General features: G+C 69.4%; 23 protein-coding genes. 12 read left to right on the top strand and 11 right to left on the bottom strand.

The annotated features are described in order from the left end of the window. Complete coding sequence (locus RIA68_12750; protein ID MEQ8318312.1) at nt 1-564, bottom strand: hypothetical protein; 564 nt, start codon at nt 562-564, stop codon at nt 1-3. Nucleotides 565-731: 167 nt separating this feature from the next. Between RIA68_12750 and RIA68_12745 the strand changes: the two genes are divergently transcribed. The 4 genes from RIA68_12745 to RIA68_12730 are packed head-to-tail and all read left to right on the top strand — an operon-like array spanning nt 732 to nt 3,672. Continuing rightward, nucleotides 732-1,232, top strand: coding sequence for a DUF2752 domain-containing protein (locus RIA68_12745; protein ID MEQ8318311.1), 501 nt, complete (start codon nt 732-734; stop codon nt 1,230-1,232). A gap of 59 nt (nt 1,233-1,291) precedes the next feature. Continuing rightward, nucleotides 1,292-1,966, top strand: a complete 675-nt coding sequence (locus RIA68_12740; protein ID MEQ8318310.1) for a hypothetical protein — start codon at nt 1,292-1,294, stop codon at nt 1,964-1,966. Between the two features lie 4 nt (nt 1,967-1,970). Continuing rightward, a complete protein-coding gene (locus RIA68_12735; protein ID MEQ8318309.1) occupies nt 1,971-2,615 on the top strand; it encodes a hypothetical protein in 645 nt (214 codons plus the stop codon). Nucleotides 2,616-2,634: 19 nt separating this feature from the next. Then, nucleotides 2,635-3,672: a hypothetical protein gene (locus RIA68_12730; protein MEQ8318308.1), complete on the top strand. Its 1,038-nt coding sequence runs from the start codon at nt 2,635-2,637 to the stop codon at nt 3,670-3,672. Nucleotides 3,673-3,724: 52 nt separating this feature from the next. Here the strand turns inward: RIA68_12730 and RIA68_12725 are convergent, their stop codons facing one another. Continuing rightward, a complete protein-coding gene (locus RIA68_12725) occupies nt 3,725-4,447 on the bottom strand; it encodes a TlpA disulfide reductase family protein (GenBank protein ID MEQ8318307.1) in 723 nt (240 codons plus the stop codon). A 183-nt stretch (nt 4,448-4,630) separates the two neighbouring features. Between RIA68_12725 and RIA68_12720 the strand changes: the two genes are divergently transcribed. The 4 genes from RIA68_12720 to RIA68_12705 all read left to right on the top strand — a co-directional run bounded on the left by RIA68_12720 (nt 4,631) and on the right by RIA68_12705 (nt 9,018). Beyond that, nucleotides 4,631-5,572, top strand: a complete 942-nt coding sequence (locus RIA68_12720) for a hydroxymethylglutaryl-CoA lyase (GenBank protein MEQ8318306.1) — start codon at nt 4,631-4,633, stop codon at nt 5,570-5,572. After that, nucleotides 5,569-6,282, top strand: coding sequence for an enoyl-CoA hydratase/isomerase family protein (locus RIA68_12715; protein MEQ8318305.1), 714 nt, complete (start codon nt 5,569-5,571; stop codon nt 6,280-6,282). Before RIA68_12720 ends, RIA68_12715 begins: the two co-directional genes overlap by 4 nt. 4 nt (nt 6,283-6,286) lie before the next feature. Beyond that, entirely contained in the window at nt 6,287-7,030 is a 744-nt protein-coding gene (locus RIA68_12710; GenBank protein MEQ8318304.1) for an enoyl-CoA hydratase/isomerase family protein, read from the top strand. 119 nt (nt 7,031-7,149) lie between these two features. Then, a complete protein-coding gene (locus tag RIA68_12705) occupies nt 7,150-9,018 on the top strand; it encodes a response regulator (protein MEQ8318303.1) in 1,869 nt (622 codons plus the stop codon). A gap of 43 nt (nt 9,019-9,061) precedes the next feature. Here the strand turns inward: RIA68_12705 and RIA68_12700 are convergent, their stop codons facing one another. The 8 genes from RIA68_12700 to RIA68_12665 all read right to left on the bottom strand — a co-directional run bounded on the left by RIA68_12700 (nt 9,062) and on the right by RIA68_12665 (nt 18,281). Then, a complete protein-coding gene (locus tag RIA68_12700) occupies nt 9,062-10,924 on the bottom strand; it encodes a GC-type dockerin domain-anchored protein (GenBank protein MEQ8318302.1) in 1,863 nt (620 codons plus the stop codon). Nucleotides 10,925-11,077: 153 nt separating this feature from the next. Further along, the gene (locus RIA68_12695) at nt 11,078-11,452 is read right to left on the bottom strand and encodes a hypothetical protein (protein ID MEQ8318301.1); all 375 of its coding nucleotides are present in this window, start codon (nt 11,450-11,452) and stop codon (nt 11,078-11,080) included. A 13-nt stretch (nt 11,453-11,465) separates the two neighbouring features. Then, on the bottom strand, nt 11,466-11,849 hold the full coding sequence (locus RIA68_12690) for a VOC family protein (GenBank protein ID MEQ8318300.1): 384 nt from the start codon (nt 11,847-11,849) through the stop codon (nt 11,466-11,468). A 10-nt stretch (nt 11,850-11,859) separates the two neighbouring features. After that, on the bottom strand, nt 11,860-12,312 hold the full coding sequence (locus RIA68_12685) for a GNAT family N-acetyltransferase (GenBank protein ID MEQ8318299.1): 453 nt from the start codon (nt 12,310-12,312) through the stop codon (nt 11,860-11,862). Beyond that, nucleotides 12,309-15,185 (bottom strand): aconitate hydratase, encoded by a 2,877-nt coding sequence (locus RIA68_12680; GenBank protein ID MEQ8318298.1) that lies wholly within the window; start codon nt 15,183-15,185, stop codon nt 12,309-12,311. Before RIA68_12680 ends, RIA68_12685 begins: the two co-directional genes overlap by 4 nt. A gap of 120 nt (nt 15,186-15,305) precedes the next feature. Continuing rightward, nucleotides 15,306-16,376: a patatin-like phospholipase family protein gene (locus RIA68_12675; protein ID MEQ8318297.1), complete on the bottom strand. Its 1,071-nt coding sequence runs from the start codon at nt 16,374-16,376 to the stop codon at nt 15,306-15,308. Between the two features lie 69 nt (nt 16,377-16,445). Next, on the bottom strand, nt 16,446-17,330 hold the full coding sequence (locus RIA68_12670) for a LysR family transcriptional regulator (protein ID MEQ8318296.1): 885 nt from the start codon (nt 17,328-17,330) through the stop codon (nt 16,446-16,448). A gap of 78 nt (nt 17,331-17,408) precedes the next feature. Continuing rightward, entirely contained in the window at nt 17,409-18,281 is an 873-nt protein-coding gene (locus RIA68_12665) for a hypothetical protein (protein ID MEQ8318295.1), read from the bottom strand. Between the two features lie 270 nt (nt 18,282-18,551). Here RIA68_12665 and RIA68_12660 point away from each other — a divergent pair, with 270 nt between their 5' ends. Genes RIA68_12660 through RIA68_12650 form a run of 3 tightly spaced genes read left to right on the top strand, consistent with a single transcriptional unit; the run spans nt 18,552 to nt 22,178 of the window. Next, nucleotides 18,552-19,118 carry a methylated-DNA--[protein]-cysteine S-methyltransferase gene (locus tag RIA68_12660; GenBank protein MEQ8318294.1) on the top strand — a complete coding sequence of 189 codons (567 nt, stop codon included), beginning with the start codon at nt 18,552-18,554 and terminating at the stop codon, nt 19,116-19,118. A 48-nt stretch (nt 19,119-19,166) separates the two neighbouring features. Beyond that, the gene (locus RIA68_12655; GenBank protein ID MEQ8318293.1) at nt 19,167-20,144 is read left to right on the top strand and encodes a glycosyltransferase family A protein; all 978 of its coding nucleotides are present in this window, start codon (nt 19,167-19,169) and stop codon (nt 20,142-20,144) included. Between the two features lie 3 nt (nt 20,145-20,147). Beyond that, nucleotides 20,148-22,178 (top strand): hypothetical protein, encoded by a 2,031-nt coding sequence (locus RIA68_12650; protein MEQ8318292.1) that lies wholly within the window; start codon nt 20,148-20,150, stop codon nt 22,176-22,178. On the opposite strand, the gene RIA68_12645 is transcribed toward RIA68_12650, so the two are convergent. Beyond that, nucleotides 22,086-24,164, bottom strand: a complete 2,079-nt coding sequence (locus RIA68_12645; protein MEQ8318291.1) for a hypothetical protein — start codon at nt 24,162-24,164, stop codon at nt 22,086-22,088. The genes RIA68_12650 and RIA68_12645 overlap by 93 nt on opposite strands. Between RIA68_12645 and RIA68_12640 the strand changes: the two genes are divergently transcribed. Further along, nucleotides 24,163-25,461, top strand: coding sequence for a class I SAM-dependent methyltransferase (locus RIA68_12640; GenBank protein MEQ8318290.1), 1,299 nt, complete (start codon nt 24,163-24,165; stop codon nt 25,459-25,461). The genes RIA68_12645 and RIA68_12640 overlap by 2 nt on opposite strands. Nucleotides 25,462-25,487: the final 26 nt, after the last annotated feature.

Below are 25,487 nucleotides of genomic sequence, written 5' to 3'. Positions count from 1 at the left end.
TCACGTCACCTTGGCCAGCATCTTGGCGGCCACGCGCAGGCCTCGTCCCTGCGGGCTCGCGAACCGTTGGCCGAGTTGATCGACCGTGGCAAGGAAGTCGAGCAACTCGTCGAGGCGTGCGTTCTGCGCATCGAGTTCCGGGTCGATCGAGCCGCGGGCCACACTTCGCTTGGAGCTCGACTGGTCGCGGATCTCGTGGAGCTGCGCGACGAGGGGCTCGACCTCGCGCTTGAGCCGCTCACGCACGATGGCGCGAAACATCGCCCAGACGTCCTGCTCTGCCTGGAAGTACTCCTTGCGGTCGCCACGCTTGTGGGCCTTGCTGACGATGCCCCACTCGAGCAGGGCGCGCAGCGACATGGACGCGTTGCCGCGAGAGATCTGAAGCCGCTCCATGACCTCGTCGGTGTTCATCGCCCGCCCGGTGATGAAGAGGAGGGCGTGGGCCTCGGCCATCGTCCGGCTGATGCCCCAGGCGCCGGCCATCTGGCCCCACGACGCGACGAAGGCGTCCTGGGCCTCGCGGGCGGCCGCGTCCGGGATGGGGCTGTTCGACGGCTCCATGCCATCAGTATCGCAGAATCAGGCGGCGCAGTCCACTATTGGTTTCAAAAATATCTGAAAAGTCTGCGGCGGATCGCGCCCTTATAGGTGGAAACCCGGTTCTTGAGCGAAGAGGGCTTCGGAGGGAGGCTCGGGCTCGCCATCGCCGACGCGTTTACGATTGGCTGATGCCGAGCGATGCCGACCAGTTTCCCCTGCGGAGCGGGCCAGACGAGCCGCCGACGAGCCCGCCGCCGCCGCAGGAACCCAGGACGCTGGGGCCGCGGCTGCTCGGTGCGATCGTGGCGGGCGTTGCCGCCGCACCCTTGGCCGTGGGCGCGACCCTCACCCCAGCCGCCGAGGGCCACGGCACGCACACCCGGCTGGGGCTGCCCAGTTGCTCGTGGGTGGTGGCGTTCGACGCGCCGTGCCCGACCTGCGGCATGACCACCGCCGTGACGCACGCGGCCCACGGCGACCTGATCGGGTCGTTCCTGGTGCAGCCGGCGGGCGCGGTGTTCTCCGTCCTCGCGGCCTTGGCGTTCTGGTGCGGGCTGCACGGAGCCATCACCGGGGCCGAGACGGTGCGGCAGAGCGCCAAGATCTTCCGCGGCCGCACGTGGTGGCTCGTCGGAGGCATCCTGCTGGCCGCATGGGCGTACAAGATGGTCGTCTTCGAGAGCGGCTGACGCCTGATTCCGGGCCGCCGCCTCGCTCTCTCCTTCCTGTTTCCTCGTCCGGAGGTCGCATGACCGGATCCCGTTCCATCCGATGCTCGGCCGTCGTATCGCTCCTGCTGGCCTGCATGGCCGCGGCGGGATGCAACATCGTGGGCTTCTTCGGCGCCATCGAGGCCGAGCGACGCCGCACGGGCACCATCACGGTCGAGGGCGTGTACGACGGGCTCGAGGGCCAACGGGTCGCGGTCGTGATCGACGCGTCGCGCGAGATCTACATGACCTCGCCGCAGATCGTGGGCGCGATCCTCACGGAGATCATCGCCCGATTGGAGGCCAACGCCGGCGTCGAGAGCGTCGTACCGGCCACCGAGGTCCAGCGCGTGCTGTACGACGAGCCGGGATTGCTCGACCGCACGTTCGACGAGATCGCCGCGCGGTTCGAGGTGGAGCGCCTGGTCATCGTGCAGCTCGACGAGTTCCGCCTGTCGGAGCCGGGCAACCAGTACGTGTGGAGCGGCCAGGCCGCGGGCAACCTCATCGTCATCGAGGCCGACAGCTACCTCGAGGACGACGTCCGCCTCGAGCAATACGTCAACGTGACCTATCCGGACCGCCCCAACACGACCATCGACGATCTCTCGGCCGATGCGGTGGCGCTCGAGCTGCTGCGGCGCTTCGCGAATCGTGCTTCGTGGTTCTTCTACGACCACAAGGAACGCTACCCCGAGTACCAGGAGTACTAGCCCGATGCGCGCCCTCCCGCTGTTCACGCTGCTCGTGCTGGTGCTGTTGAGTGCCGGCTGCAACATCGTCGCGCCCATCGCCGTGCTCGTCCATGGCCCGCCCAAGGTGCCGGCCGAGTACCGCCTCGATCGCCAGCGCAGCGTGGCCGTGGTGATCGACGACCCCGATAGCGTGGTGCCGTCGATGGGCTTCCGGCGCGTCATGCTGTCGTCGGTGCAGGAGCGCCTGGCGTCGGGGGCGAAGATCAGGGAAGTGATCGATGCGCGTGACACCATGGCCGTGCTGCAGCGCGATAGCGCCCAGGAACGCATGAGCCTGGCCGAGATCGGCCGGGCCATCGGAGCCGAGCAGATCGTGTGGGCCCGCGTCGAGGGCTTCAGCCTGGCGGCGCCCACGGGCGAGTACCGCCCCAACGCCCGGCTTCGGGTGAAGGTGATCGATGTCTCGGCCAATGAGAAGGCCTGGCCCGACGAACCGCCCCAGGGCTACAGGCTGGACGTGACCATGCGGGTGCGTTCTGACTTCGTGCCCGCCAGCGGCCCCGAGCAGCGGACGGCCATGGAAGAGCTCGCCGAGTACACGGGCCGGGCGATGGCCGAGCTGTTCTACTCGGTTGAAAAGACCTTCAGCGCCCGCGCCGGGAGCTGAGGCGGCCAACGATCACCCGATGGCCCGAACCCCCTACAGGCTGCTGCACCTCGTCGAAGCAGACCACCCCGGCATGCCGCCGCCCGAGGGCGGGCCGCGGCTGGACCAGCTCGAGCGTGGCGGCGACCTGAGCGCGCTCGCATGTGCCGCGATGCTCGACGCCGAAGACTCGCACGCCCCGGCCGATGTCCACGCCGTCGTCGCGCTCGGACCTCCTGCCGTGCAGCGGCGCGTCGCAGCGTTGGGAGCCGGACCCGTGGCCCGCGTGCCCGTTCCCTTCGGCACGCCGCACTCGACGGCCAACGTCTTGCGGAAGGTCGTTCGTCGGTGCGGCGTGCGGTTCGATGCCTGCGTTGCATGGAGCACGTTTGCGGCGCGTGTCGCGCGGCTGACCGGCTTCGGACCGGGACGCGGCGATCTCGCACCGTTGCTCGAGGCCGACCCGCACCGACCGGACGCCGAAGCGACGAATCCCGAACTCGTCCGCAGCCCGCACGGCGACGAGGGCGAGTTGACGCCGCTGGCCGATCGCGTGATGCGTGCGGCCATCTCGCCCGCGCGGCTGCCGATGGCGGACGCCGGCGCAGCCTCGGACGACGGCATCGTCCGCGTCGCGCTGCTGGCCGACCCGGCGGCCTCGGGTTCGGCGACGCTTGCGTGGCGCAGCGTCGCGCTCGCCGCCGCAGCGTCGGGATCGATAGATCTCGTCTTGCCGACGGGCTGCGCCGCGGCGCGGCGCGTCGCCCGCCTACCCGAGGCCGGCCAGACCCGCATCGTGCTCGACAGCGATGGGCTGCCCCAGCGTCTCGCCCGGGTGCGCCTCGCGCTGGCGGCGTATGGCCCGGCAAGCCACGAGCACGCGAGCCCGGGGCTGGTGGCCTACGCACTGTCCATGGGCGTGGCCGTCGTGGCCGATCGGAAACGCATCGACGGGCTGCACCCCCGCCTTCCCGCGGGCGAGCCGGTCTCGGGCCTGCACGCGCTGCACACGCCCGTGCCCATCGAGATCGCGCGAGCGATGCTGGACGTGATCGGGTCGCCCGCCGCGAGCGCATGAACAACGCCCGCGGCGAGCGGGCGTTGGTGGGTGCTGCGTTGGACCGAGGCGATCAGCGGTTGCGGCGACGCGGGGTCGTCTCGGTCTCGGTCTCGGTCTCGTCCTTGTCCTTGGGCGGCTGGATGGCCAGGAGGCGGTCAACGACGGTCGAGATCTTGTCGCTCCGCAGGCCGGCAGCGCGGATGATGCCTTCGCGATCGACCACGACGTAGTAGGGCCACCATTGCACGCCGTACGCGTCCTTGGTCTGGTCGTTCAGATCGGCAGCCATGGGGAATCGACCGTCGTGGGCCTCGGCGGTCTCCATCATCGAGTCGGAGCCGTTGGTGTTGCAGATGCCCAGGAAGCGGACGTCCTTGCTCGCGTACTTCTCTGCCATCTCGCTGTTCTTGGGCATGGCGGCACGGCACGGCGGGCACCACGTGCCCCAGAAGTCGATGACGACGATGTCGCCGCGCATCGACTTGATGTCGCCGACGTTGGCCTCGCCGCTGAGCTGCTGCCACTCACCGACGTTGAAGCTGGGGGCCGGCTTGCCGATCTGGCTCTGGATCTTGTCCCACGCCGCGTCGTACCGCTCGTTGCCGGGTGTGGCGTAGGTCAGGTCACGGGTCAGCAGGGTCTCGAGCGTGAAGCTCTGCTGGGTCGCCTGCCCGCCCATGTTGCCGTCCTGCCCGGCGTTGACCAGGCCGTTCGAGAGCGCGACCGATGCCGCCATGATCATCACGGCGCCGCCGAGTTGGGTCGTCTTCGAGCACTTGCAGAAGCATGGCATGCGTTGGGTCCTCCACGCGTTGGCCGCCGGCCGCGTCAAGGGCGGGCAGTTCGTCTCGTCATTGCAGCCCGAGCGCCGGGCTCGCCGGTGGTTCGTAACCAGGGTATCGTCGGGCTTCTTCCCTCGATGACCCTGGGATTCCCAGTACGCCCCGTGCGTGGTACGGGTGTTTATGATGGCCCGATGCCCGCGCAGCACTCACCCAGCACCGTCCGCGTCGTCGAAGTCGGCCCCAGGGACGGCCTGCAGAACGAGGCGGGCCGCGTGCCCACGGGCGACAAGGCGAGTCTCGTTCGGGCGCTGATCGCGGCTGGCCTCCCGGAGATCGAGCTCACCAGCTTCGTCAGCCCGAGATGGATCCCCCAGCTCGGCGACGCCGCGGAGTTGCTCGACGTGCTGGCCGGCGATCTCCCCGAGAGCGTGACCTTCAGCGCGCTCGTGCCCAATGCGAAGGGCATGGAGCGATTGCTCGAGGCCAACGAGGCGGCGGTCAAGGCGACCGGCCGCAGGGCAATCGACAAGGTCTGCCTCTTTACCGCCGCAAGCGAGACCTTCAGCCAGAAGAACACCAACGCGACGATCGACGAGACGTTCGAGCGATTCGCACCGGTAGCGGCTTCGGCGCGCGAGCACGGCCTGCAGCTCCGCGGCTACGTGAGCTGCGCCTTCGCATGCCCATTCGAGGGCGTCATCGCCATCGATGCCGTGGTGCGCGTGGCCGAGCGCTTGGCGGGCGACCTGGGCGTCGACGAAGTCTCGATCGCCGACACGATCGGCCGTGCGACGCCGGACGACGTGACGGAGCGCATGGCGGCGCTCGGGCACCTCGGCACCGGCACGCTGAACCTCCATCTGCACGACACGTTCGACAGGGCGGCCGACTGCGTGGTCGCGGGGCTGCGAGCCGGCGTGCGATGTTTCGACGGCGCCGTCGGCGGGCTGGGCGGCTGCCCGTACGCCTCGACGCCCGGCAAGCGGGCGCCGGGGAACATCGCCACCGGCACGCTCGTGCAGACGATCGAGGGCGACGGCTTCGCGACCGGGGTGGACCACGCCGCGCTCGGGGCGGCTCGCGGGCTCGCCGACGAGTTCGTTGCCAAGGCGCGCGCCGGGGCTGCTACGTGATCGCTCGCGAACGCATCGGTAGCGTCGAGCGGATCGCGCTCTCCAGGCCCGAGCGGCGCAATGCGCTGACGCCCGACATGCTGGACGAGCTGGAGGCTCGCATCGGGGACGCGGGCGATGCCGGGGCCCTGCTGCTGCTGGGCGAGGGCAAGGCGTTCTGCGCGGGCTTCGACCTCGACCTCTGCGTGGGTCCGCAGGGAGATGCGAACCTCTCGAGCCTCTTAACGGGCCTCTCGCGGTGCATCGCGGCGCTGCGAGCGTTGCCGATGCCGGTCGTTATCGGCGTGCAGGGCGCGGCCATCGCGGGCGGGTGTGCGCTGCTGGGCGGGGGCGACGTAGTCATTGCCCACCCCGACGCCAAGCTCGGCTATCCGGTGACGCGGCTTGGCATCTCGCCGGCGGTCAGCGCACCGTTCGTCGCCACGCCGCCGGGGCAGGCGCGCCGGCTGATGCTCGATCCGGGCCTGATCGATGGCCGGCGCGGCTACGCCATGGGCCTGGTGCACGAGCTGCACGACGACCCGGCCGCCCGTGCGGCAGAGCAGGCCGACCAACTGGCCGCCAAGCCCCTCCATGCGCTCGCGGCGACGAAGCGGTGGCTCAACGAGCTGGCATCCGCCGACGCCGAGCAAGGCCTCGCGACGTCTCTTGCGCTCGTTGGCAACGCCGAATCGCACGATCTCCTTGCCGCCGCCCTCCAGAAGAAGTGAGACCATGACCGAACTCGCCACGCTCGAGACTGATGGCCCCATCGCGACGCTGACCATGAACCGGCCCGAGGCGCGCAACGCCATGTCGCTGCCGCTGCTCGAGGCGCTGCATGCCCGGCTCGACGAGTTGCCCGAAGACCCGCACGTGCTCGTGCTGACGGGCGCGGGCAAGAGCTTTTGCGCGGGCATGGATCTCAAGAGCGTGCTGGGCGACGAGAGCGCGCCGCCGAAGCTGCTGCACGGCATCGCCCGGCTCACCACGCGCTTGCGCACGCTGCCAATGGTGGTGCTGGCCAAGGTCAATGGCGCCGCCATCGGCGGAGGCTGCGGGCTCGCCTGCGCGTGCGACGTCGTCTTGAGCCACGCCGATGCGAAGCTGGGCTTCCCCGAGGTCGACCTGGGCGTGTGTCCGGCGGTCGTCGCGCCGGTGCTGGTTCGCAAGATCGGCGCCGGGCGCGCCCGGGCGATCCTCTTGCGGGGCGGGCTGATGGACGGTACCGCCGCGCACGAGGCGGGCATCGTCGACGACCTGGCTGCTGATCGCCACGCGCTCGACGATCTCTGCGCCGCGGCGACCGATCGGCTCGCCAAGGGCGGCAAGCACGCGATCGCGGCAACCAAGCGGCTCCTGACACAACTCGATGGCTCGGGCGATGCGGCGTTGGCGGCCGAGGGCGCCGATCTCAGTGCGTCCGTCCTTGCAACTCCAGAAGCTCGAGAAAAACTTGCCGCGGCCTTCCGCGGATAAAAGCCTGTTCGGAGGCCGAAAAACGCACCTGAACTTAGAATACCTTAATGAGGGGTTACGGTAAGTCCGTACACCTCCGTACTCATCACCAAGCTCACACGCGTCGATCCACGGGTTGCATGGCAGCGCAAGTGGTTCGGAGCGATGGTCTCGACATGAGCATGCCCGGCCCCGGCTCCGGACCGGTCGAAGGCCAGCCATTCTGCGGGAGCGACCCCGAAATTCCATTGCAGGCAGCCGGCGTCGACGCGGGCGGCTTCGCGTCGTTCTTCACGAACTTCGGCCAGTACATGCCACGCACGCATTGCATGGTCGATGAGGCCGGTCGGCCCGACTGGCCCTGGATCATCGCCCTCATCGTCCTCACCTCTGGCATCATCTCCGCGTATGCCCGCATCTACTGGTTCTGGATGCGTACGCACCGGGCGCAGGATCCACGCGATCGCAATCACAAGATGTTCGAGCTCGCGAACATCTTCTTCTGGTGCGCGGTCTGCGGATACGTGTTCAGCATTCTGGCGTTCGCGTGGCCGGCGTATCGACTCCTTGCGGCCGCGTTGGTGTTGCTCAATGCATGGTCCTGGAAGTTCGTGCTGGGAGATCTCAAGGACTTCAAGAGTTCGCTCGCAGCGAAGGCCATCGAGCGTCGATTGGGCGAAGAGCTCCGTGATCGCAACGCCACGCTCGAACGCCTCGTTGAAGAACGAACGGCCGAACTCGAGCACGCGCAGCAGCGAGCCCAAGGCGCCAACGAAGCTAAGAGCCGATTCCTCGCGTCGATGAGCCACGAGATTCGCACGCCGATGACGGCCATCGTGGGCTACGCCGAGTTGCTCCGCGACGCGCGTCGCGACGGCCTCAAGATCGACATCGACACGGCGCTCGAGACGATGACGCACAATGCGACCCAATTGCTCACCATCGTCGACGATATCCTCGACGTCTCGAAGGTCGAGGAAGGCCGGATGGACATCGAACGCATGGCCATGAACCCGTTGCGCCTGGCCCGTGACGTGATCGACCTCATGACGCCCAAGGCCCAGGGCAAGAACCTCGAGCTTCGGCTCAGCATCGACACGCCCGTTCCTGCCTCGATCGTCAGCGATCCGACGCGGCTCCGGCAGATCTTGATCAACCTCGTCTCGAATGCCGTCAAGTTTACGAAGCAGGGCAGCGTGAGCCTGCACCTGGCCCACGACGCGGACAACGAGCAGCTTCGATGGATCGTGCGCGATACCGGGGTGGGGATGTCGCCCGACCAGGTCGAGCTCATCCAGAAGTTCGAAGCCTTCACCCAGGCGGACGCATCGACCACGCGGAACTTCGGCGGTACGGGGCTGGGCCTGCGCATCTCGTCTGGCCTGGCCACACTCCTGGGCGGTTCGATCTCGATCGAGTCCGAACAGGGCCGAGGCAGCACCTTCACCGCCTCGGTCGCCACGGGAGCTGAGTACGGCGAGTTGCTCTCGGACGATGCGGCCGAGCAGCGTCAGCGCGAGCCCTTGTTGGTCTCTGATTCGAGCGACACCGACGCTGGCGACGATCGAGACTGCGAGCTTTCGAGCGTGCGGACGCTGGTCGTCGACGATGGAGCCGACAATAGGCGGCTGCTGGTCCACCTCGTCGAGTCGGCGGGTTCCAGGACGGCCACGGCCGAGGACGGTGCCGAGGCACTCGAGGTCTTCGAACGCGCCATCGAGTCGGGTGATCCGTTCGGCCTGGTACTCATGGACATGCACATGCCGGGCATGGATGGCTACGAGGCAACGAGCGAACTGCGATCGCGCGGCCACCGCACGCCCATCTTGGCCGTCACCGCCAACGCGATGATGAACGACCGGCAGCGATGCCTCGACGGCGGCTGCGACGACTTCCTGAGCAAGCCCGTCCAGCGGGATCGGCTCATCGAGGTCAGCAAGCGGCTCGTCCGCCATGCCCGGCTGGCGAACAACGGCGACGGCGCAATGGCAACGCCCCCGCGCGTGTGAGGCGGCGGGGGCGTTGCGAAGGGGTATGGCTTCTCGGGAACGCTTACGGACAGCCCGCGTCGAACTCGTTCTGGAAGGCCAGGAAGTCGAACAGCGTCAGCACTCCGTCGCCGTCGAAGTCGGCACGGAGGTCGCCGCTGTCGAAGGCGTTCTGGAACGCGAGGAAGTCGAAGATGGTGAGCTGGCCGTCGCCGTCAAAGTCGGCCCGGCAGCGGGTCTCGAAGCAGATGTTGTCGATGCTGAACAACCAACCCGGATCCGAGGAATCGATCTCGATCCGCGTCACGCCGTTGAGGTTGTTGAACTCGATATCACGAGCCCACTCGCCGCCGTTCTCGGCCAGGCCTTCGGTGCGGACGAGCGCCGCACCGCGGTAGAAGCGGATCGGGAACTCGAAGCCGGTGCTCGGCGTGCCGGCGCTATGGAAGTCGAGCTCGAACGAGTCGATGGCCGGCGAGAACCGCATCTCCAGGGTCAGGTCGCGATCGCTCTCGTCACCGCCGTCGGTCGCGTTCACGACCGACTTGGTGCCGAAGTAGCTGAGGTAGTCCGACACCGAGGCCGGGCCGCCCGAGCCGACGCTGAAGCGCACGCCCGTGTACTGGTTGCTGACCTGGTCGCCGGCGTCGCGATCCTCGAACTGGATGCAGCCGGGGTTGCACAGCCAGACGATCTGGGCCTCAATCAGGTCGGCCACCTCGGTGGCGGTCATCGACTCGTACTCGAAGCCGTTCAGGAGCGTGCGCTGCGAGCGAGCGCTCACCACGGTCGCGCCCCGGCCAACCACGCTGTTGAAGCGCGAGGTGATCTGGGCGCCGGCTGCGGCGGTCAGGTCGTCGCCGTTGTCGTTCCACTCGTCGCCCGCGACCGAAACAGGACTGGTCGCAACGCTCCACGACGGGTGTGCGCTGCTGTTGAAGACGGGCTTGGGCGCGAAGAAGTCGACCGTGCTGGCCACGTCGAAGGTCGACTGCAGCGAGGGCGAGGCATCCAGGTTCCAGTACGAGAAGTGGACCTTCGCACCACGCGAGACGGCACCGTTGATGGCCGTCTCGAAGCTCCCAGCGAAGCCGTTGGCGGGCTCGTGGATGACGATGCAGCCGTAGTCGCCGCTCCGCACGGCGGCCTCGAGCTCGGCCTTGTCGGCCACGATGAGTCGGTATCGCCCGTCACCGAAGGCCGCATCGGCGGCATCGAGCTCCCACCGGGCGCCGGCGCGGGCCTCGGTAAACACCAGGTTGCCGCTGTCATAGCCCAGCAGGTGCGCAATCTGGTTGCGGACACCGGCGCGGGTCCGCGCCAGGCTGGTCATCGAGGCGTAGTCCCACGCGTTGTAGATCGTGGTGCCGCCCACCGAGGTGGCGATCGTGCCACCGGCGCTGTTCAGGCCCGAGCGGTAGCCGCTGGCCAGCGTCAGGTCGTCGCCGTTGTCGGCGTAGTACGGATCCGAGCCATCGGCGGTGAGGTTGCCAACGCCGCCCCACGACGCATCGCCGATATCGATCTTGTTCTTGGGTGCGAAGTAGTCGGCAGCGGCGGTGTAGCCGAAGATGTCGCCGGACATCAGGTCGTCGCCGTTCCAGTACGAGACGTGCAGGCGACCGCCATCGTCGACCCAGTCCCGCATCGCGGTAATGGTGTCGGCGTCGAACGTATTCAGCGGGTTGTTGACCACCACCACGTTCCACCCGCCAGCGGCGAGCTGGGTGCGGAAGCCGGCCTGGTCGTTGCCGTCGATCAGCGTCACGGTGAGGCCGAGAGCCGTGCAGGCGTCCTCGGCGATGTCGGTCTGCGCGGCGCCGGCCGACTCGTTCTCCCACACCAGAGCCGTTTGAGCGCAGGCAAGGCCCGTCGCCGCGAGGATCGAAGCGGCGGCGGACAGCGTGCGAACATGCGTATGAATCATCGGTTTCTTCTCCTCTACGCTTGGAGCGCCGAGTCGACCCCCGACCCGGGCACCAAGGCGTGTCCCGGGTCATGGAGCGGAAACCGTCAGATTCACTCACGCGGCTTTGGTCAAATTAACTTTTGGCGTTGGTAAATGCCGCCAAGCACCGGCTCAGCGCGAGCGAAGCAGCCGCGCAAGCTCGTCTTCGGACAACTCTTCGATGAGCTGCACGCGCTCCCGCGGGATCCGGACCTCGCCACCGCGGCTTTCTTCCCCGGCCTTGCGTACGACGACCCAGGATTCGTCGGCATCTTCGAGGTAGCCGAGCACCTGCACCGGCCAGTGGGTGCCCGGGGCCGTGCTGAAAATCGTGATTCCCCCTGCAGAACCCGTGGTGCTGTGCCCGCGCTCGGGCTGCTCGGCCCGATGGACGAGGTACACCCGGACGGGCTCGTCTCTCGAGCCCGCCGCGACCGCTCCCAGTCCCGCGAACAACGCCCCGGCCAGGGCCACGCCGCCAACGACCATCCATCGCGTCCGTCGCATGATTCGCCCCTCTCTATGAATCGCTCTGGGAGTGCAGCGCCAGGCAGTTGCCCTCGCTGTCGCTCACGATCGCCCGGAAGCCGTGCGGGCCGATCGGGTGCACGTCCTGCTTCACGCGGCCGCCGAGCCCGGGCACCTTCGCCACGGCGTCGCGGATGCGACCATCGACGTTGAAGTACAGCAGCGCCCCTTCGTCGGCCACCTCGCCCGTCCCAGGCACGAGGCACCCGCCGTTGCCCTGCTCGTGCTCGAGCACGCCGAACTCGAATCCCTCGGACGACTCGCGACCGACCTTGATGGCCAGCACGCCCGAGTAGAACGCGATGGCCCGGTCGAGGTCGACCACGGGCATGTCGAACCAGACGACGCGATTGTGCTTGGTGTTGAAGTCGCTCATGGCCTTCGCTTCATCGGCTCGCCGCGAGTGAACGCACCATCACGACGTGCGGGCCGATGCCCGCCAGCTCGAACGGCTCACCAATCCTCCGAAACTCCAGCTTGTCGTAGAACTTGGCTGCCGAGAGCCTGGCGTTGCACCATGCTTCTGCTCGATCACGTAGGGCGGGCTGAGCAAGACCGAACTCGAGCAGATCGCGTCCGAAGCCTCGCCCTCGGTACTCTTGCAGCGTCGCCATGCCTCGGATGCGCACGCCGGCAGCGTCCGATTCGGGCCTGTCTTCGAAGTAGAACGAAGAGACGGCCACGACCGTCCCGTCCACCTGGACGCCCGCATGAACGCTCGTAGCCGCGTCGTCGTCCGGATACTCGGACTGCCCCGCCGGCAAGCCAGGCCTGAGGATGCGCTGCCTGAGTGGCAGCGCATCCTCGATGGTGATCAGCTCGACAACGACATCACTCACGCCGGCTGCTTCGCCTCGTTCAGCTTCTTGCGGATGACCGTGTGCAGGATGCCACCGTTGCGGTAGTACTCGATCTCGATCGGCGTGTCGATGCGGCACTTGCACGTGAACTCGATCGTCTTGCCGTCGGGCGTGGTCGCCTTCACGGGTACGTCGCAGCCGGGCTCGATGGGGCTGGGCAGCATGATGTCGAAAGTCTCGTCGCCCTTGAGGCCCAGACTCTTGGCACTCTGCCCGTCCTTGAAGACCAGCGGAAGCACGCCCATGAACACGAGGTTGCTTCGGTGGATGCGCTCGAAGCTCTCGGCGATGACGGCCCGCACGCCAAGCAGCATCGTGCCCTTGGCCGCCCAGTCTCGGCTACTGCCCATGCCGTAGTCCTTGCCGGCGACGACGACGAGCGGCGTCTTGGCCTTCTTGTAATCCATGGCCGCGTCGTAGATATACTCGACCGGGGCGCTGGCCAGGTCCTTGCCCTTGGTGAAGTTGCGCGTCCAGCCGCCCTCGGGCTGGTTCCCGCCTTCGGCGGCGATCTTGTTCTTCACGCGCACGTTGGCGAAGGTGCCGCGGGTCATGACGCGGTCGTTGCCGCGACGGCTGCCGAAGCTGTTGAAGTCTCGCTGCGCGACGCCGCTCTCGATCAGGTACTGGCCCGCGGGCGTCTCGGGCTCGATGCGGCCGGCCGGCGAGATGTGGTCGGTCGTTACGCTGTCGCCCAGCAGCGCCAGGCAGCGGGCGCCGCTCACCGGCTCGAAGCCCGGCGCCTGCTCGCCCATGCCCTCGAAGAACGGCGGGTTCTGGATGTACGTGCTGTCGTCCTCCCACGGGTACAGGTCGCTCTCTGAGACCGGCACCTTGTTCCACGTCTCGTTGCCCGTGAAGATGTCTCCATAGCGGCGGGCGAACTGCTCGCGATCGATGCACGAGGCGACGACCTTCTGGACCTCTTCGATGCTGGGCCAGATGTCCTTGAGGAACACCTCCTTGCCATCGGGCGTCGTCGCCAGCGGCTCGTTCACCACGTCGATGTCGACGCGGCCCGCGATGGCGTACGCGACCACTAGCGGCGGGCTGGCGAGGAAGTTGGCCTTCACCTTCGGGTGCACGCGGCCCTCGAAGTTGCGGTTGCCGCTCAGGACGCTGGCGGCGATCAGGTCGCCCTTCTCGATGCCCTCTTCGATCTCGGGCGGCAGCGGGCCGGAGTTTCCGATGCACGTCGTGCAGCCGTAGCCCACGGTCGTGAAGCCCAGCGCGTCGAGGTCCTCGGTCAGGTTCGCCTTGTCGTAGTACTCGGTCACGACCTTGCTGCCCGGCGCCAGGCTGGTCTTGACCCAGGGCTTGCGCGTCAGCCCGAGCGCACGGGCCTTGCGTGCCACCAGGCCGGCGGCGACCATCACGTCGGGGTTGCTCGTGTTCGTGCAGCTCGTAATGGCCGCGATGACCACGGAGCCGTGGTGCAGGCGCACCTTCTGGCCCACGCGCGGCGGGTGGCTGGCCTTCGTTAGCTCGACCACGACGCCGTTCTCGTCGTAGTGGGCCGCGTCATCCGAGCTCGGTGCTGCGTTCTCGGGGTTGACCGCCGAGAACTCGGCCTGCCCGCCCTCGCCGGCCCACCGGTTCAGGTTCACGCTCTCGCTGGGCGGGCGCTTTCCGAACGCGTCGGCCAGTTCCTTGGCCCACCGGGCGTGCATGTCGTGCAGGTCCACGCGGTCTTGCGGGCGCTTCGGGCCGGCCAGGCTGGGCTGCACCTGGCTGAGGTCCAGCTCCATCACGTCGGTGAACTCCGGGTCGGGCTGGCTTTCGTCCCACCACAGCATGTTGGCCCTGGCGTACGCCTCGGCCAGCTCGATCTCTTCCTCGCTGCGGTTGCTCAGGTGCAGGTACTCGATGGTCTTGTCGTCGATGGGGAAGAAGCCGCAGGTGGCGCCGTACTCGGGCGCCATGTTCGCGATGGTCGCGCGATCGGGCAGGCTGAGCGCGGCCATGCCCGGGCCGAAGAACTCGACGAACTTCTCGACCACGCCGAACTCGCGGAGCATCTGCGTGACCGTCAAGACCAGGTCGGTCGCCGTGACGCCCTCGGCCAGCTTGCCGGTCATCTTGAAGCCCACGACCTCGGGCGTCAGCATGTACACGGGCTGTCCGAGCATCACGGCCTCGGCCTCGATGCCGCCCACGCCCCAGCCCAGCACGCCCAGGGCGTTGATCATGGTGGTGTGGCTGTCGGTGCCCACGAGGCTGTCGGGGTAGACCTGACGCTCCTCGCCATCGGCGGTGTTGATGGTGCGCGTCAGGCAGCCGCGCGCGAGGTACTCGAGGTTCACCTGGTGGACGATGCCCGTCGCCGGCGGCACGCAGCGGAAGTTGCTCAGGCTCTGCTGGCCCCACTTCAAGAACTTGTACCGCTCGTTGTTGCGCTCGAACTCGCGCTCGGCGTTGATCGTGAGCGCCACCCGCGTCGCGAAGTCGTCGACCTGCACCGAGTGGTCGATCACCAAGTCGCACGCCACCTCGGGGTTGATCATCGTCGGGTCGCCGCCCAGCCGCTTCATGGCGTCGCGCATGGCCGCCAGGTCGACCACGCAGGGCACGCCCGTGAAGTCTTGCAACACCACGCGGCCCGGCGAGAACGGCATCTCGACCCTGTCGACGTCCTTGGCGTTCCAGTTGGCCAGCCCGGCGACGTCGTCCTGGGTCACGGTGAAGCCGTCGACGTTTCGCAGCATGGCCTCGAGCAGCACGCGGATGGAGTAGGGCAGCTTCTTGACGTGCCCGACCTTCTGGTCGGAAAGGGCCTCGAGGGCGTAGTACGTGTAGTCCCCGCTCTTGCTGGTGCTGAGCGTGCGGCGGCTGTTGAACGGGTTGCTGGCCATCGTGCGGTCTCCTTCGGGGCGAGGTCCAAGGGATCTACACGTAGTATCGCCGCCGTGGACCTATTGGTCCAACTACTGACGCTTACAGTTTTTATAGACGCTGTCTATGCCGAACGCCCGCTAGCCGTCCAGCGGCTCGTCTGGCGGACGCTCCTCCCAGTGGCCGGCCAGGCCCAGCTCTCGGCCGTGCTCGAAGAGGGTCCGCATCTCTTCGGGCACGAACTGGTCCCACTCGGCGTTGCCGTCGTACTCGCGGACGTAGTTGAAGCGGAACCGCACGCCGGCCTCGAGCGTCTCGGCGTAGAGCTTCTGCAGGCTGCCGATGGCGACCTCGCTGATCATGGTGCTGACCGCGCGGCGGGCGATGCCGAGCATGGGCACCCAGCCGAAGTCGACCTCCCTGTACTGCGTCCGCAGCTGGCCGTTGACCAGGGCGTAGAGCGTCGCCGGCGGGACGCTGGAGTCTCCTCGACGGGCCTCGAGCGCCTTGGAGAGCTGTGCCAGCTCGCGCCGCCAGAAGACGTTCTCGCGCAGCCCGCCGTCGACGTGCCAGCGGTCCTTGTCGCGGTCCTCGCGCACGCCGCTCTTGATCTTGATCGGCGGGAAGGCCATCGGCACCGCGGCGGCGGCCAGCAGCACCCGGCGGAACAGCTTGGAGTCCTTCGCCTGGGCGATGCAGCCCATGTCCCAGATGACCATCCGCGTGTCGCTCAGGTCGACCGTCGCCACGTACAGCCCGCGGCCCACGCACTGCTCGGCCACGGCGTTGATGACCTGCTTGGTGATGTGCTTCTCGATCAGCTTCTTGAGCGGCTCGGCGTTGAGCAGCGACTTGCTGAAGGGGATCTGCACCCACAGCCGCTTCTTGTACACGTCGTCGCTGGTGACGGTCGTGTAGATCTCTTCGAGCGCCGCGTCGGCCTCGGCGGTGCCCAGGAAGGCCAGGGGCGCCATGAGCGAGCCCGTGCTGATGCCGGTGACGACGTCGAAGGCCGGCCGATCGCCGCGCTGCGTCCAGCCGTTGAGGTAGCCCGCGCTGAAGGCCCCGAACTTGCCCCCGCCCGAGATCGCCAGCACGGTCAGCGGCCGGTCGGGCTCCTCGGGGCACACCAGGTCGGCAACCGTGCGCGCAAACTCGCCGCTGTAGAGCGCGCGGCAGCGGACCTCGGGTCGTCGTTCTCGCTTGGCCATCCGTGCCGTCCTTCCCGCGTGCGTCGACGCATCCATGATGGATGCGCGTGGCGCGGCGTGCCGGTCAGGCTACGGCGCCGTCGCCATCGCCGCGAACAGGTCCTGCTCGAAGGCCGCCGCCGCGGGCGAGGGCGTGCGGTCCCGCCGGCGGACGAGGGCGAGCCCGCGCACGAGCCTTCCGTCGCGGCAGGCCAGCCCCGCGCTGCCGGTGAGCGCCATCCGGCTCACGAAGCCGACGCCCACCCCCGCCTGCACCATGCGCGCGATGCCCTCGATCGAGCGCAGCTCGACGACGACCTCCGGCGTCACGCCGTGGGCCATGGCGGCCTGGTCGATCACGGCGCGCACGCTGCTGCCCGCCTCGAAGCCGACGACGGCCTGGCCCTCGAGGTCCTTCCACGCGAAGTCGGTCTTGCCCGCCAGCGGGTGCCCGCTCGGGCAGATCAGCCGCAGCTCGTCCTGCGCGCGAGCCACCGTCATCAGCTCGTTGCTCCCAGGGATGTTGACCGGAAGCGTCACGACGCCGAGGTCCAGCTCGCCCTTCAAGAGCGCCTCGGCCACCTGCGTGCTGCCCGCCTCCCGCACGCTCACGCGCAGCTCGGCGTGCTTGCGGCGGAACTGCTGCACGACACCGGGCAGGAGGTACGTTACGACCGTTGCGCCGGCGCCAATGCGCACGGTCCCAGCCTCGAGCCCCGCGAGCGCGCGCACGGCCCGCACGCCGGCATCAACGCTGCGCAGCGCCTGATCGGTGTGCTCGAGCAGCACGAAGCACGCCTCGGTCGGCGTCAGCCCGCGCCCGGTGCGGCTGAACAGGTCGACGCCCAGCTCCTCCTCCAGCTTGCGGACGGCGGCCGAGAGCGTCGGCTGGCTGAGCCCCAGCCGCTGGGCGGCGACCGTCAGCGTGCCGGCGTCGGCGATGGCGCGGAGGTATCGAAGCGGGGTGAGCTCCATGGGGCATGGTTGGCGGCATGGAGCATTGAGGAGGAGTCGCTCGAACGCGGAGGACGCAGAGGACGCGGAGGTGGTCGCTCAGACCCCGCGAACGCACGCGGCCCCTTCGAGCAACCCCTCGATCGCCCGCCGCGCCCGCGTGCCGCGTCGGGCCAGGCCGCCGGCCGCGAGCGCCGGGCCCAGCAGCGCCGCGATCGGCAGCCAGGGCCAGGGCATCAGGCCGAGCAGGGCCAGTACGAGGAAGCCCAGGCCGGCAAAGGGCAGCAGCGCGATGGCGTACGAGGCCACCGTGCTCGGCTGCGTACCGCCGGCGCGCTCGATCGCGTCGCCGAGGAATCGCGCCCCCGTAATGAACACCGCCCCGATCGAGACGAGCCACAGCGGCACGCCCACGGCGGCGATCAGCACGCCCAGGTAGAACAGCGTGCAGAGCAAGCAGAGTCCTAGCACGAGCACGAGCACGAACACCCAGTTGGCCGACGCCGCGTCGCGGGCGAGCGCGTGCTGGCTCGCCGCGGCGGGCGCGCAGCGCGTAACCGCGTCGAGCCGGAGCACGGTGCCGAGCCACGCCAGCTTCACGTTCGACCAGACCGCGATCACGACCGCGGCCGCGATGGTGATGGCGACGAGGACCAACTCGTCGACGCCGGGCAACGGCCAGCGAGACAGCACGAGGGCCGCCATGCCGCACGACGAGGCCGCCGCGATGCCCAGCGCCGCCTGCCGCAACAACACGGCCCCGCCCAGCACGCGCCGCACGTACGCCCCGTCGCAGCGGCGCAGGTCCCACACCGGCCACGACGGCGGCGTTCCCTCCCCGCACTCGGGACAGGGAGCCCCGCGCGGCAGGCGGGCCAGGTCGTACCCGCACGCCACGCATCGCATCCACGCCGGCAGCGATCCGGCGGCGGGCACCGGCGGCGGAGGTGCGGCATCGTCGGGCGCATCCATCGCCCGATGGTTGGTCGCGCCCGCCCCGCCGGGCTCCCCGAGGGCATCGCCGGGCTGCCCGTCGGCACGATCGGGCTATCCGACCGCCCGCTCGGGTCGTCCGGCGGCACGCTCGGGCCCTCCGATCGTGCGGTTGGGTCGTCCGATCGCACGGTCGGGCTCTCCGGCCGTACGCTGGGGGAGCCCGGCCGCCCGATTATCCGGACGCAGCGGCCCTCACGCGTCGGGAAGACGCCTCGCTCGTCGTCATCTGAACGGCTACTGTTTGGTATGCCCGCCGACACCGCCACCCTGACGACCACGACCATCCCCAGCCCCGTCGGCGAGCTGACCCTCGCCTCGATCACCGACGTCGACGGGCCGCGGATCGCCCTCGTCGAGTTCGGCCACCGGGCACCGGCCGCGATGGACGCGCTGGCGACGATGTTCGATGCCCAGGTGCGGCCCAGCGTCGACCCGCCCGAGTGCCCCGCGCTCGCCCTGCTCGTGCAGGAGCTCGGGGCCTACTTCGTGGGCGACCTGAAGCGGTTCACGGTGCCGCTGGAGCTGGCGGGCACGGCCTTCCAGCACGCCGTGTGGAACGCGCTGCTGGGGATTCCGTACGGCCAGACCGTGGGCTACGGCGACATCGCCCGGACCATCGGCAAGGACGCCGGGGCATCGCGGGCCGTCGGTGCGGCCAACGGGGCGAACCGGCTGGCCGTCGTCGTGCCGTGCCATCGGGTGGTCGCGGCCGATGGGAGCCTGCACGGCTACGGCGGCGGCCTGGAACGCAAGCGGTGGCTGCTGGACCACGAGCGGACGGTCGCCGGCGGGCTGTTCGCCAGCGCCGGATAGGCCGCTTTTGTAGAGGCCCGTGCGCGAATCGACCGTTGATACCCTCGCATGCGCGTGACGGCGATCATCCCGAGCCGCGGCGGGCCCGATGGGTCCCTCGCCCGGTGCATCGCGGCCCTGCTGGCCGAGCGCGACGCCAAGCTGCGCGTGATCGCCAGCATCGACGGCCACGAGGCGCCGGCAGACCTCGAGCCCCTGACGCGTGATGGCTCGGTGACGGTCGTGACCGGCGAGCCGGCCGGCCCCGCCGGCGCGCGTAACCGCGGCCTCGCGCACGCCGAGGGCGGTCTCGTGCTCTTCCTGAACGACGACGTCCTCCCCGCGCCGCGGCTGGTCGACCACCACCGCGCCGCGCACCGCGACGGCGCGCCCAAGCTCGTCCTGGGCGACGGGCCCTTCGCCGTGCCGTCGGGCGACCGCGTGCTCGACCGCATGACGCGCGAGACCGCGCTGCTCTTCTTTTACAGCGACATGAACGGCGTCGAGCGCGACCGCGACTGGGGCTTCCGCCACGCGTGGACGCTGAACCTGTCGGTGCCGCGCTCGATCTGTGCGGACTTCGATGGTCGCCTCGCGCAGCCCATGTTCGACGACCTCGAGTGGGCGTATCGCGTCACGACCGAGCACCGAACACCCGTGCTCTACCGCCCCGAGGCCAGCGCGACCCACCACCACCGCTACGAGCCCGGCCAGATCCTCGCGCGCGAGGCGCTGCTGGGCCACCAGGCGCTGCAGCTGCACCGCGTGAACGAGGCGTGCGCCACCGCCGTCTTCGGCGATCGCTTCGACGGCTCGGCCCAGTCGATCGAGGATGCCCGCGCGCTCCTGACCGAGCACGCCGCCGACGAGTACGCCCGCTTCCAGGCGACGGCCCGCGAGCCGGCGATGAGCGCCAACGTGCACGACCTGTTTGCGAGCGCCCGCGGCTGGCGGATGGCCGCCCGCGCCGCCGGCTTCCTCGCGGCCGTCCGCAGCGCGCCGCCGCCGAAGGCCGCCGAGGTCTTCGCCGCGCCCGCGAGCGCGTAGGCCGTGGCCGCGCGTTCGGGGCAGATTGTCTTGTTCGGCAGCCGCCGCCCGCTGGACCAGTTCGCCGGCGTGCCCGGAGCACTCAACGCGCACGGCGTCGAGGTTTGCTATGAGCGCCTGTGGGGTCGCGAGATGCGCTTCGGGCATCACGCGATCAAGGAGGTGCTCGAGGGCGCCCGCGCCGTCGCGTTTGCCGACCTGAGCCACAGTGCCCACCTCGCCCCGACTCGCCTCGCGCGCGCGATGGGCATCCCCACCGTGCTGCTGGTCGACGGCGTCGTCGAACACGCGGCGACGATGCGCAACCCCTGGCTCGGCCCCGACCACCTGCAGCGAACCCCCCACGACCTCGTGCTCGCGATGGGTCCGCTGCAGGCGAAGATCCTGGCCGACCTCGGCAACACCGTCGCGACGACGGGGCTGCCGCGGCTCGACGGCTTCGAGGATCGCCTCGCCGACGCCCGCGCACGAGTCGAGCCAGAGCAGTGGCTCCTGGTCGCCACGGCACTGACGCCTGCGATGGACCATGACGCACTCGCCCGCGTGCGCGCCATGTTGCTGGAAGTTCATGTCCAGGCAACGGCTCGCAGGCTCGATGTGCGGTGGCGCATCGATGCGGCGCTCGCCCGCGACCTCGGCGTCGAACCCGACGCAGCGCCCCTCACCGAGTCGCTCGCCGGTGCACGTGCCAACATCACGACCGCGAGCACGCTGGCCGTCGAGTCGATGCTCGCCGGCGTGCCCACCGCGATCGCCCACCCGCACCCCTGGCCGCTCTGGGTGCCCGCGGCGTGGGTGTGGGCCGAGGCGCTCGACGACTCGGCGATCACGCACCAGCCGATCGAGCACTTGCGCACCTGCACCGACGTGCTCGACGCGATCCTCGACGGCCCCGACCTGGAACGCCAACGCACGATCCTCGACCAGCTCTGCACGCCCAACGCCGCGGCGAACGTCGCGCGCGAGCTGGTGGGCGTACGACGGACCGGCAACGCGAACCCCATCCCCTCGATGGGCCGCCTTCGTGTTGCGCCCGCATCGTGCAAGACCCTCTACGTGGCCATCTGCGATCACGAGCACCCGCGACCGCCGATGGTCGACGCCGCGCTCGACGCCATGACCACGAATCCATGCGACCATCTCCTGTGCGTCGGTCTGAGCCCCTTGAACTTCGCCGATGCCCGTACGCGTACGCTCGATCACCCTCGCGCGCATGAGGTCGTGCCCGACCCGACGCTTCCGACCCACGAACGCGCCCAAGCAATCCTCGACGCCGCGCTCGCGCTGCAGCCCGAGCGCGTCAGCTTCGACGACGATCGAGCGCTGGCCCTGGCGGCCCAGCTCGTGGCCCGCGGCGTGCGCTGCGACGATCCTCGGCTAGCGCAGCGCACCGACCTCGCCGTTCGTTCGACCGAATCCTGGCCTTGGGGTCCTCGCTCGCCCGCAGACGAGTCCGCCGCCGACGCGTGGTTCGAGCGCGAGCTGCGGCAGGCTAGCTATGCGCGCATCGCGACCGATGCGCCCACGGCTGGCTGCGACGCCGTCCTCGTCCGGGCCGGCTCGCCGCGCCCGAGCCCGGCGCTCGTCGAGCAGTGGCGTGATCGCGGCCTGGGTGTTGCCGTCTCACCGAACGGCTGCGTGGAAGCAGGCGTGTATGCGGCCGAGCGCGCGATCGATCGGCTCATCCGGGCTGGATCGAAGCGCATCGCCGTCGTTGTTGACAGCGAACGCACGCCGGTGCTGATCGCCCCCATCCGCCACGGCGCACCCATCATTGGCTGGCTCGACGACGACGCCGAGGAACCAACCACCCACGCCGGCCTGCCCGTGCACGCGTTCGATGCCGGGCCCGAACGATTCTCGCCCGATTCGCTCCTTGCGCTGCACGAGCACGACCTGCCGCGCTGCCGAGCGACCGGGCTGCCGACAGAGTGCATCGATCTAGCGGTAGCTCGCGCGGACCATCTCGACGAGATCGCGCCCGAAGCGGTCCATGGAGAAACGCTCGCGGGCCCGAGTGCCGATCGCCGCTGACCAGCCGCTTCGCCACGCGGCGCTCCTCGACCGCTCGACGATGGCTTCGAGCTCGGACTCGCTCGAGAAGCCGACGGCGCCAACGTCGATTAAGGGCCACGCCGGATCCTCGTGCGGCAGCTTGGGCTTGCCGAGCGGGCAATGCTCCAGGATCGCCATCTCCCGGCGCGTCGGCCCGACCATGCCACCCTGGCCCAGCGTCCGGCCACAGCGGCTCCACAGCGCGGCGACTCGCAGGAGCCCTGGGTGGTCGGCGATCGTGAAGAGCGGCCGCCCGTCGTCGGTCCGTCCGTCCGGCTCGATCGAGCCCACCATTTCGTTGAGCTGGTACCAGCGCGCGCGATCGAGGTCTTCGAACGTGCGTCGCACGATTGGCAGGCCGCCGCTCATGGCCGCTTCGGCCACGCGCTGGTGGTTCTGGCCGCGCACCGAGGCGTGGATCGTGACGCCGGCGAGCTGATACGCCGCGCGCAGCTCTTCGCCGTGCGCAAGCTCGCCGCGTGCGTGCTCGGCCAGCTCGGGGTGATCCTCCCAGCCCTTGCCGTACAGGTGCAACCGCCAGCCTCGGCGTGCACACGCTCCTGCCGCCCAACGGGCTGCCTGCTGGCGGAAGTGCAGGTCGGCCAGCGGGAGCGCGATCTGCTGGAGGATTCCTTCGACCAGCGACGCCACTGGCGTCCGCGTGCCCGTCGCCTCGAGCGCCTTGGTGCATTCGGTCTGCAGTTCGTGGAGCAGCCAGCGCTCCTCGTGCGCCGCCCGCCGCATCGCCTCGGGCACGCGCCGCTCGAGCTCGAGGATGGCCTTGCCGTAGGTGCTCGCGGCACCACCCTGGTCGTACACCCTGCGGACGTACGCCGCCGGCGGTTCGCTGTGACGCGTCATGAGCGCGACGTCGCACCGAAGTCGCTCTCGCGAAGCGTCGACCGGAGCACCGTGGAACTTCATCGGCGAGACCGGGTTGGCCCACGGCAGCATCCGCTCTTCGGGCACGCCCAGCCGATCTCGCAGCTCGGGATACAGCATGCCGACGACGAAGTCGTGCACTCCGCTCCGGGCCAGCCTGCCTCCGGCGAAGTAGTGCCCCATCGCGTCCTGCGACCACGTCACCACCGGAACGTGCGGCGGGACAACCGGACCGAGGTGCGGTCGCATGTAGTTGAGCAACACGACGCCGTCCGGCTCAAAGTCGATCATCGCCCGCGTGTAGTGCAGCTGGGTCTGCTTGGTGTGGTCGTCGGGCTCGACCAGCAGCCTCGCATCGTGGCCGAGCGACGCGAGCACGTCCACGAGGTCGATCGCCGAAGGCCACATGTACGTCGAGAATCGCGACGTCGTCACGAGCAGCCGGAGCGACGCCGCGGTTCGCCACCGCTCGGCGATGGCGGTCCGGTTGGCGCGGTTGCTCGCCCACTGCCGCAGCACGGCAGCGTGTTCACGCATGGTTGCCTGCTGACGAGCGTGGGCCTCACCCAGGATCTTCGCGACGCCCGCCGCGGTGCCCGGAGGCGCGCCGTTGTCGACCACGCTCTTGGGCAGGGGGTTGTCGACGCGCTCATTCAACCAATCCTTCAGCCGCTCCATGGCGGCGGGCCCCACGAACCACTCCACCCCCCGTGCGGCGAGCAGTTCTCTGGCCGCGCCTTCGCCCAGGCGTGCGAGGCCGGCCAGCGCGGCTTCGGCCCGTGGCTCGATCGCCATCACGCGCGGCAGGTACTGGAGCGATCCGGTACGCTCGGCGACCGCTCGGGCGAGGAGCTCGGTCGAAGCGGCGCCGACGATCACCAGCGGCGGCGCGAAAGACTCGCCCGGCGGCCAGATCGTGCCGCCCTTTGGCGCCGGAGGAGTCTCGCCCAGCGCGGCCCCCACGCCCTCGAGAACGCCGCCGCTCAGGTCCCATGCCCGCTGCACCGCGGGCCAAAGCGACGTCGCGACCTGGAACGCGGGGCCGGAAGCTGCGGGCGTACGGACGGCGGGGACGGCGGACATGCCTCGTGCATCGGCCCCGTGTTCGTGCCGGCACCAGAAGATGGTCGATGACGAGGCCGTGAGCGCCCTGCATACCCACGAACCAAAGACCGATGGTGCCCAAGCGCCGGCGTGGCAGCCCAAGGCTCCAAGGCTGGCCGTCGTGCCCCAGCTCCGCGAGCGGCTCCTCGACCGCACCGCCGCCTGGCTGGCTACGAGCGGCATCACGCGTATCGCCCTCTACCCCGGCGGCCGCCACACCCGCGCGATCATCCGCCAGCCCTGGCTCTTCCACGGCATCCGGGTGGCCGCCGTGCTCGACGACCAGCCCACGCGCGACGACATCGCCGGGGTGCCCGTGCTGACGCCTACTGAGGCAGCCGAGAACCCGACGTTTCAGGCCATCGTGCTCAGCACCACCGACTTTGAGGACGCCGTCGGCGAGCGCGCGCGGGCGGCGTTCGCCGGCTCGCCCGTCCGCGTCGTCTCGCTCTACGTGCCGGACGACACGATCTGGGCCGCCGACGCGACCATCGAGCGGCTGGTCGCCGGCGGGCTCTCGCTCGATGATGCGCGCTGGCTGGTGGCAAATCGCAGCGAGCGGCATGACGCCTTGCAGCCGATCATCCCGCCTGCGCGCACCGAGCTGCACGCCCGGAGGTACGAGCTGGCCGCGGATGTTGCGAGGCAGCACGGAGCCGATCGCATCGCCGACGTCGCCAGCGGCACGGGCTACGGATCACGACTGCTGAGCACGATCTCGGGCGCACGGACCGATGGGGTCGACATCGACCCGCTGGCCGTCGACTACGCCGCCAGGCTTCACGGCTGCGACGGCGCCTGCACCTTCCACGCCGCCGATGCGTGCAACACGCCGCTGGCCTCGGGCGCGTACGACCTGGCCGCCAGCTTCGAGACCATCGAGCACGTGCAGGACGCGACGGGCCTCGTTGCCGAGCTGCGGCGCATCCTGAAGCCCGGCGGCCGCCTGGTCATCAGCACGCCCAACCGCATGGGCCCCACGCCGCACCACGTGCACGACTTCGGCTTTGCCGACTTTGCCGCCATGATCGAGAGCGGACTGACGGTCGAACGATGGATCGGCCAGAACCCCACCGACGAGGTGTACAGCCCAGACCTGCCTCCTGGCATGTGGGCGATCGAACCGGTCGCCGCACGCGACGAGCGCTGGCCGACGGGCGGCGGCAAGCCCCAGTTCCTCATCGCCATCGCGCGAAAGGACGGCGGGGCGGACGCCACGCCCCCCGGGCACGTCGACGCCATCGTGTCGTGGATGCGCGCCCGACCGTCGAGTTGACCCCGATGGCGGCCGAACAGGCCTGC

Source organism: Phycisphaerales bacterium, from assembly GCA_040217175.1.
In the GTDB taxonomy this organism is placed as follows: domain Bacteria; phylum Planctomycetota; class Phycisphaerae; order Phycisphaerales; family UBA1924; genus JAHCJI01.
The sequence above is the reverse complement of the archived record's forward strand: the minus strand, read 5'-3'. Positions and strand labels throughout refer to the sequence as shown.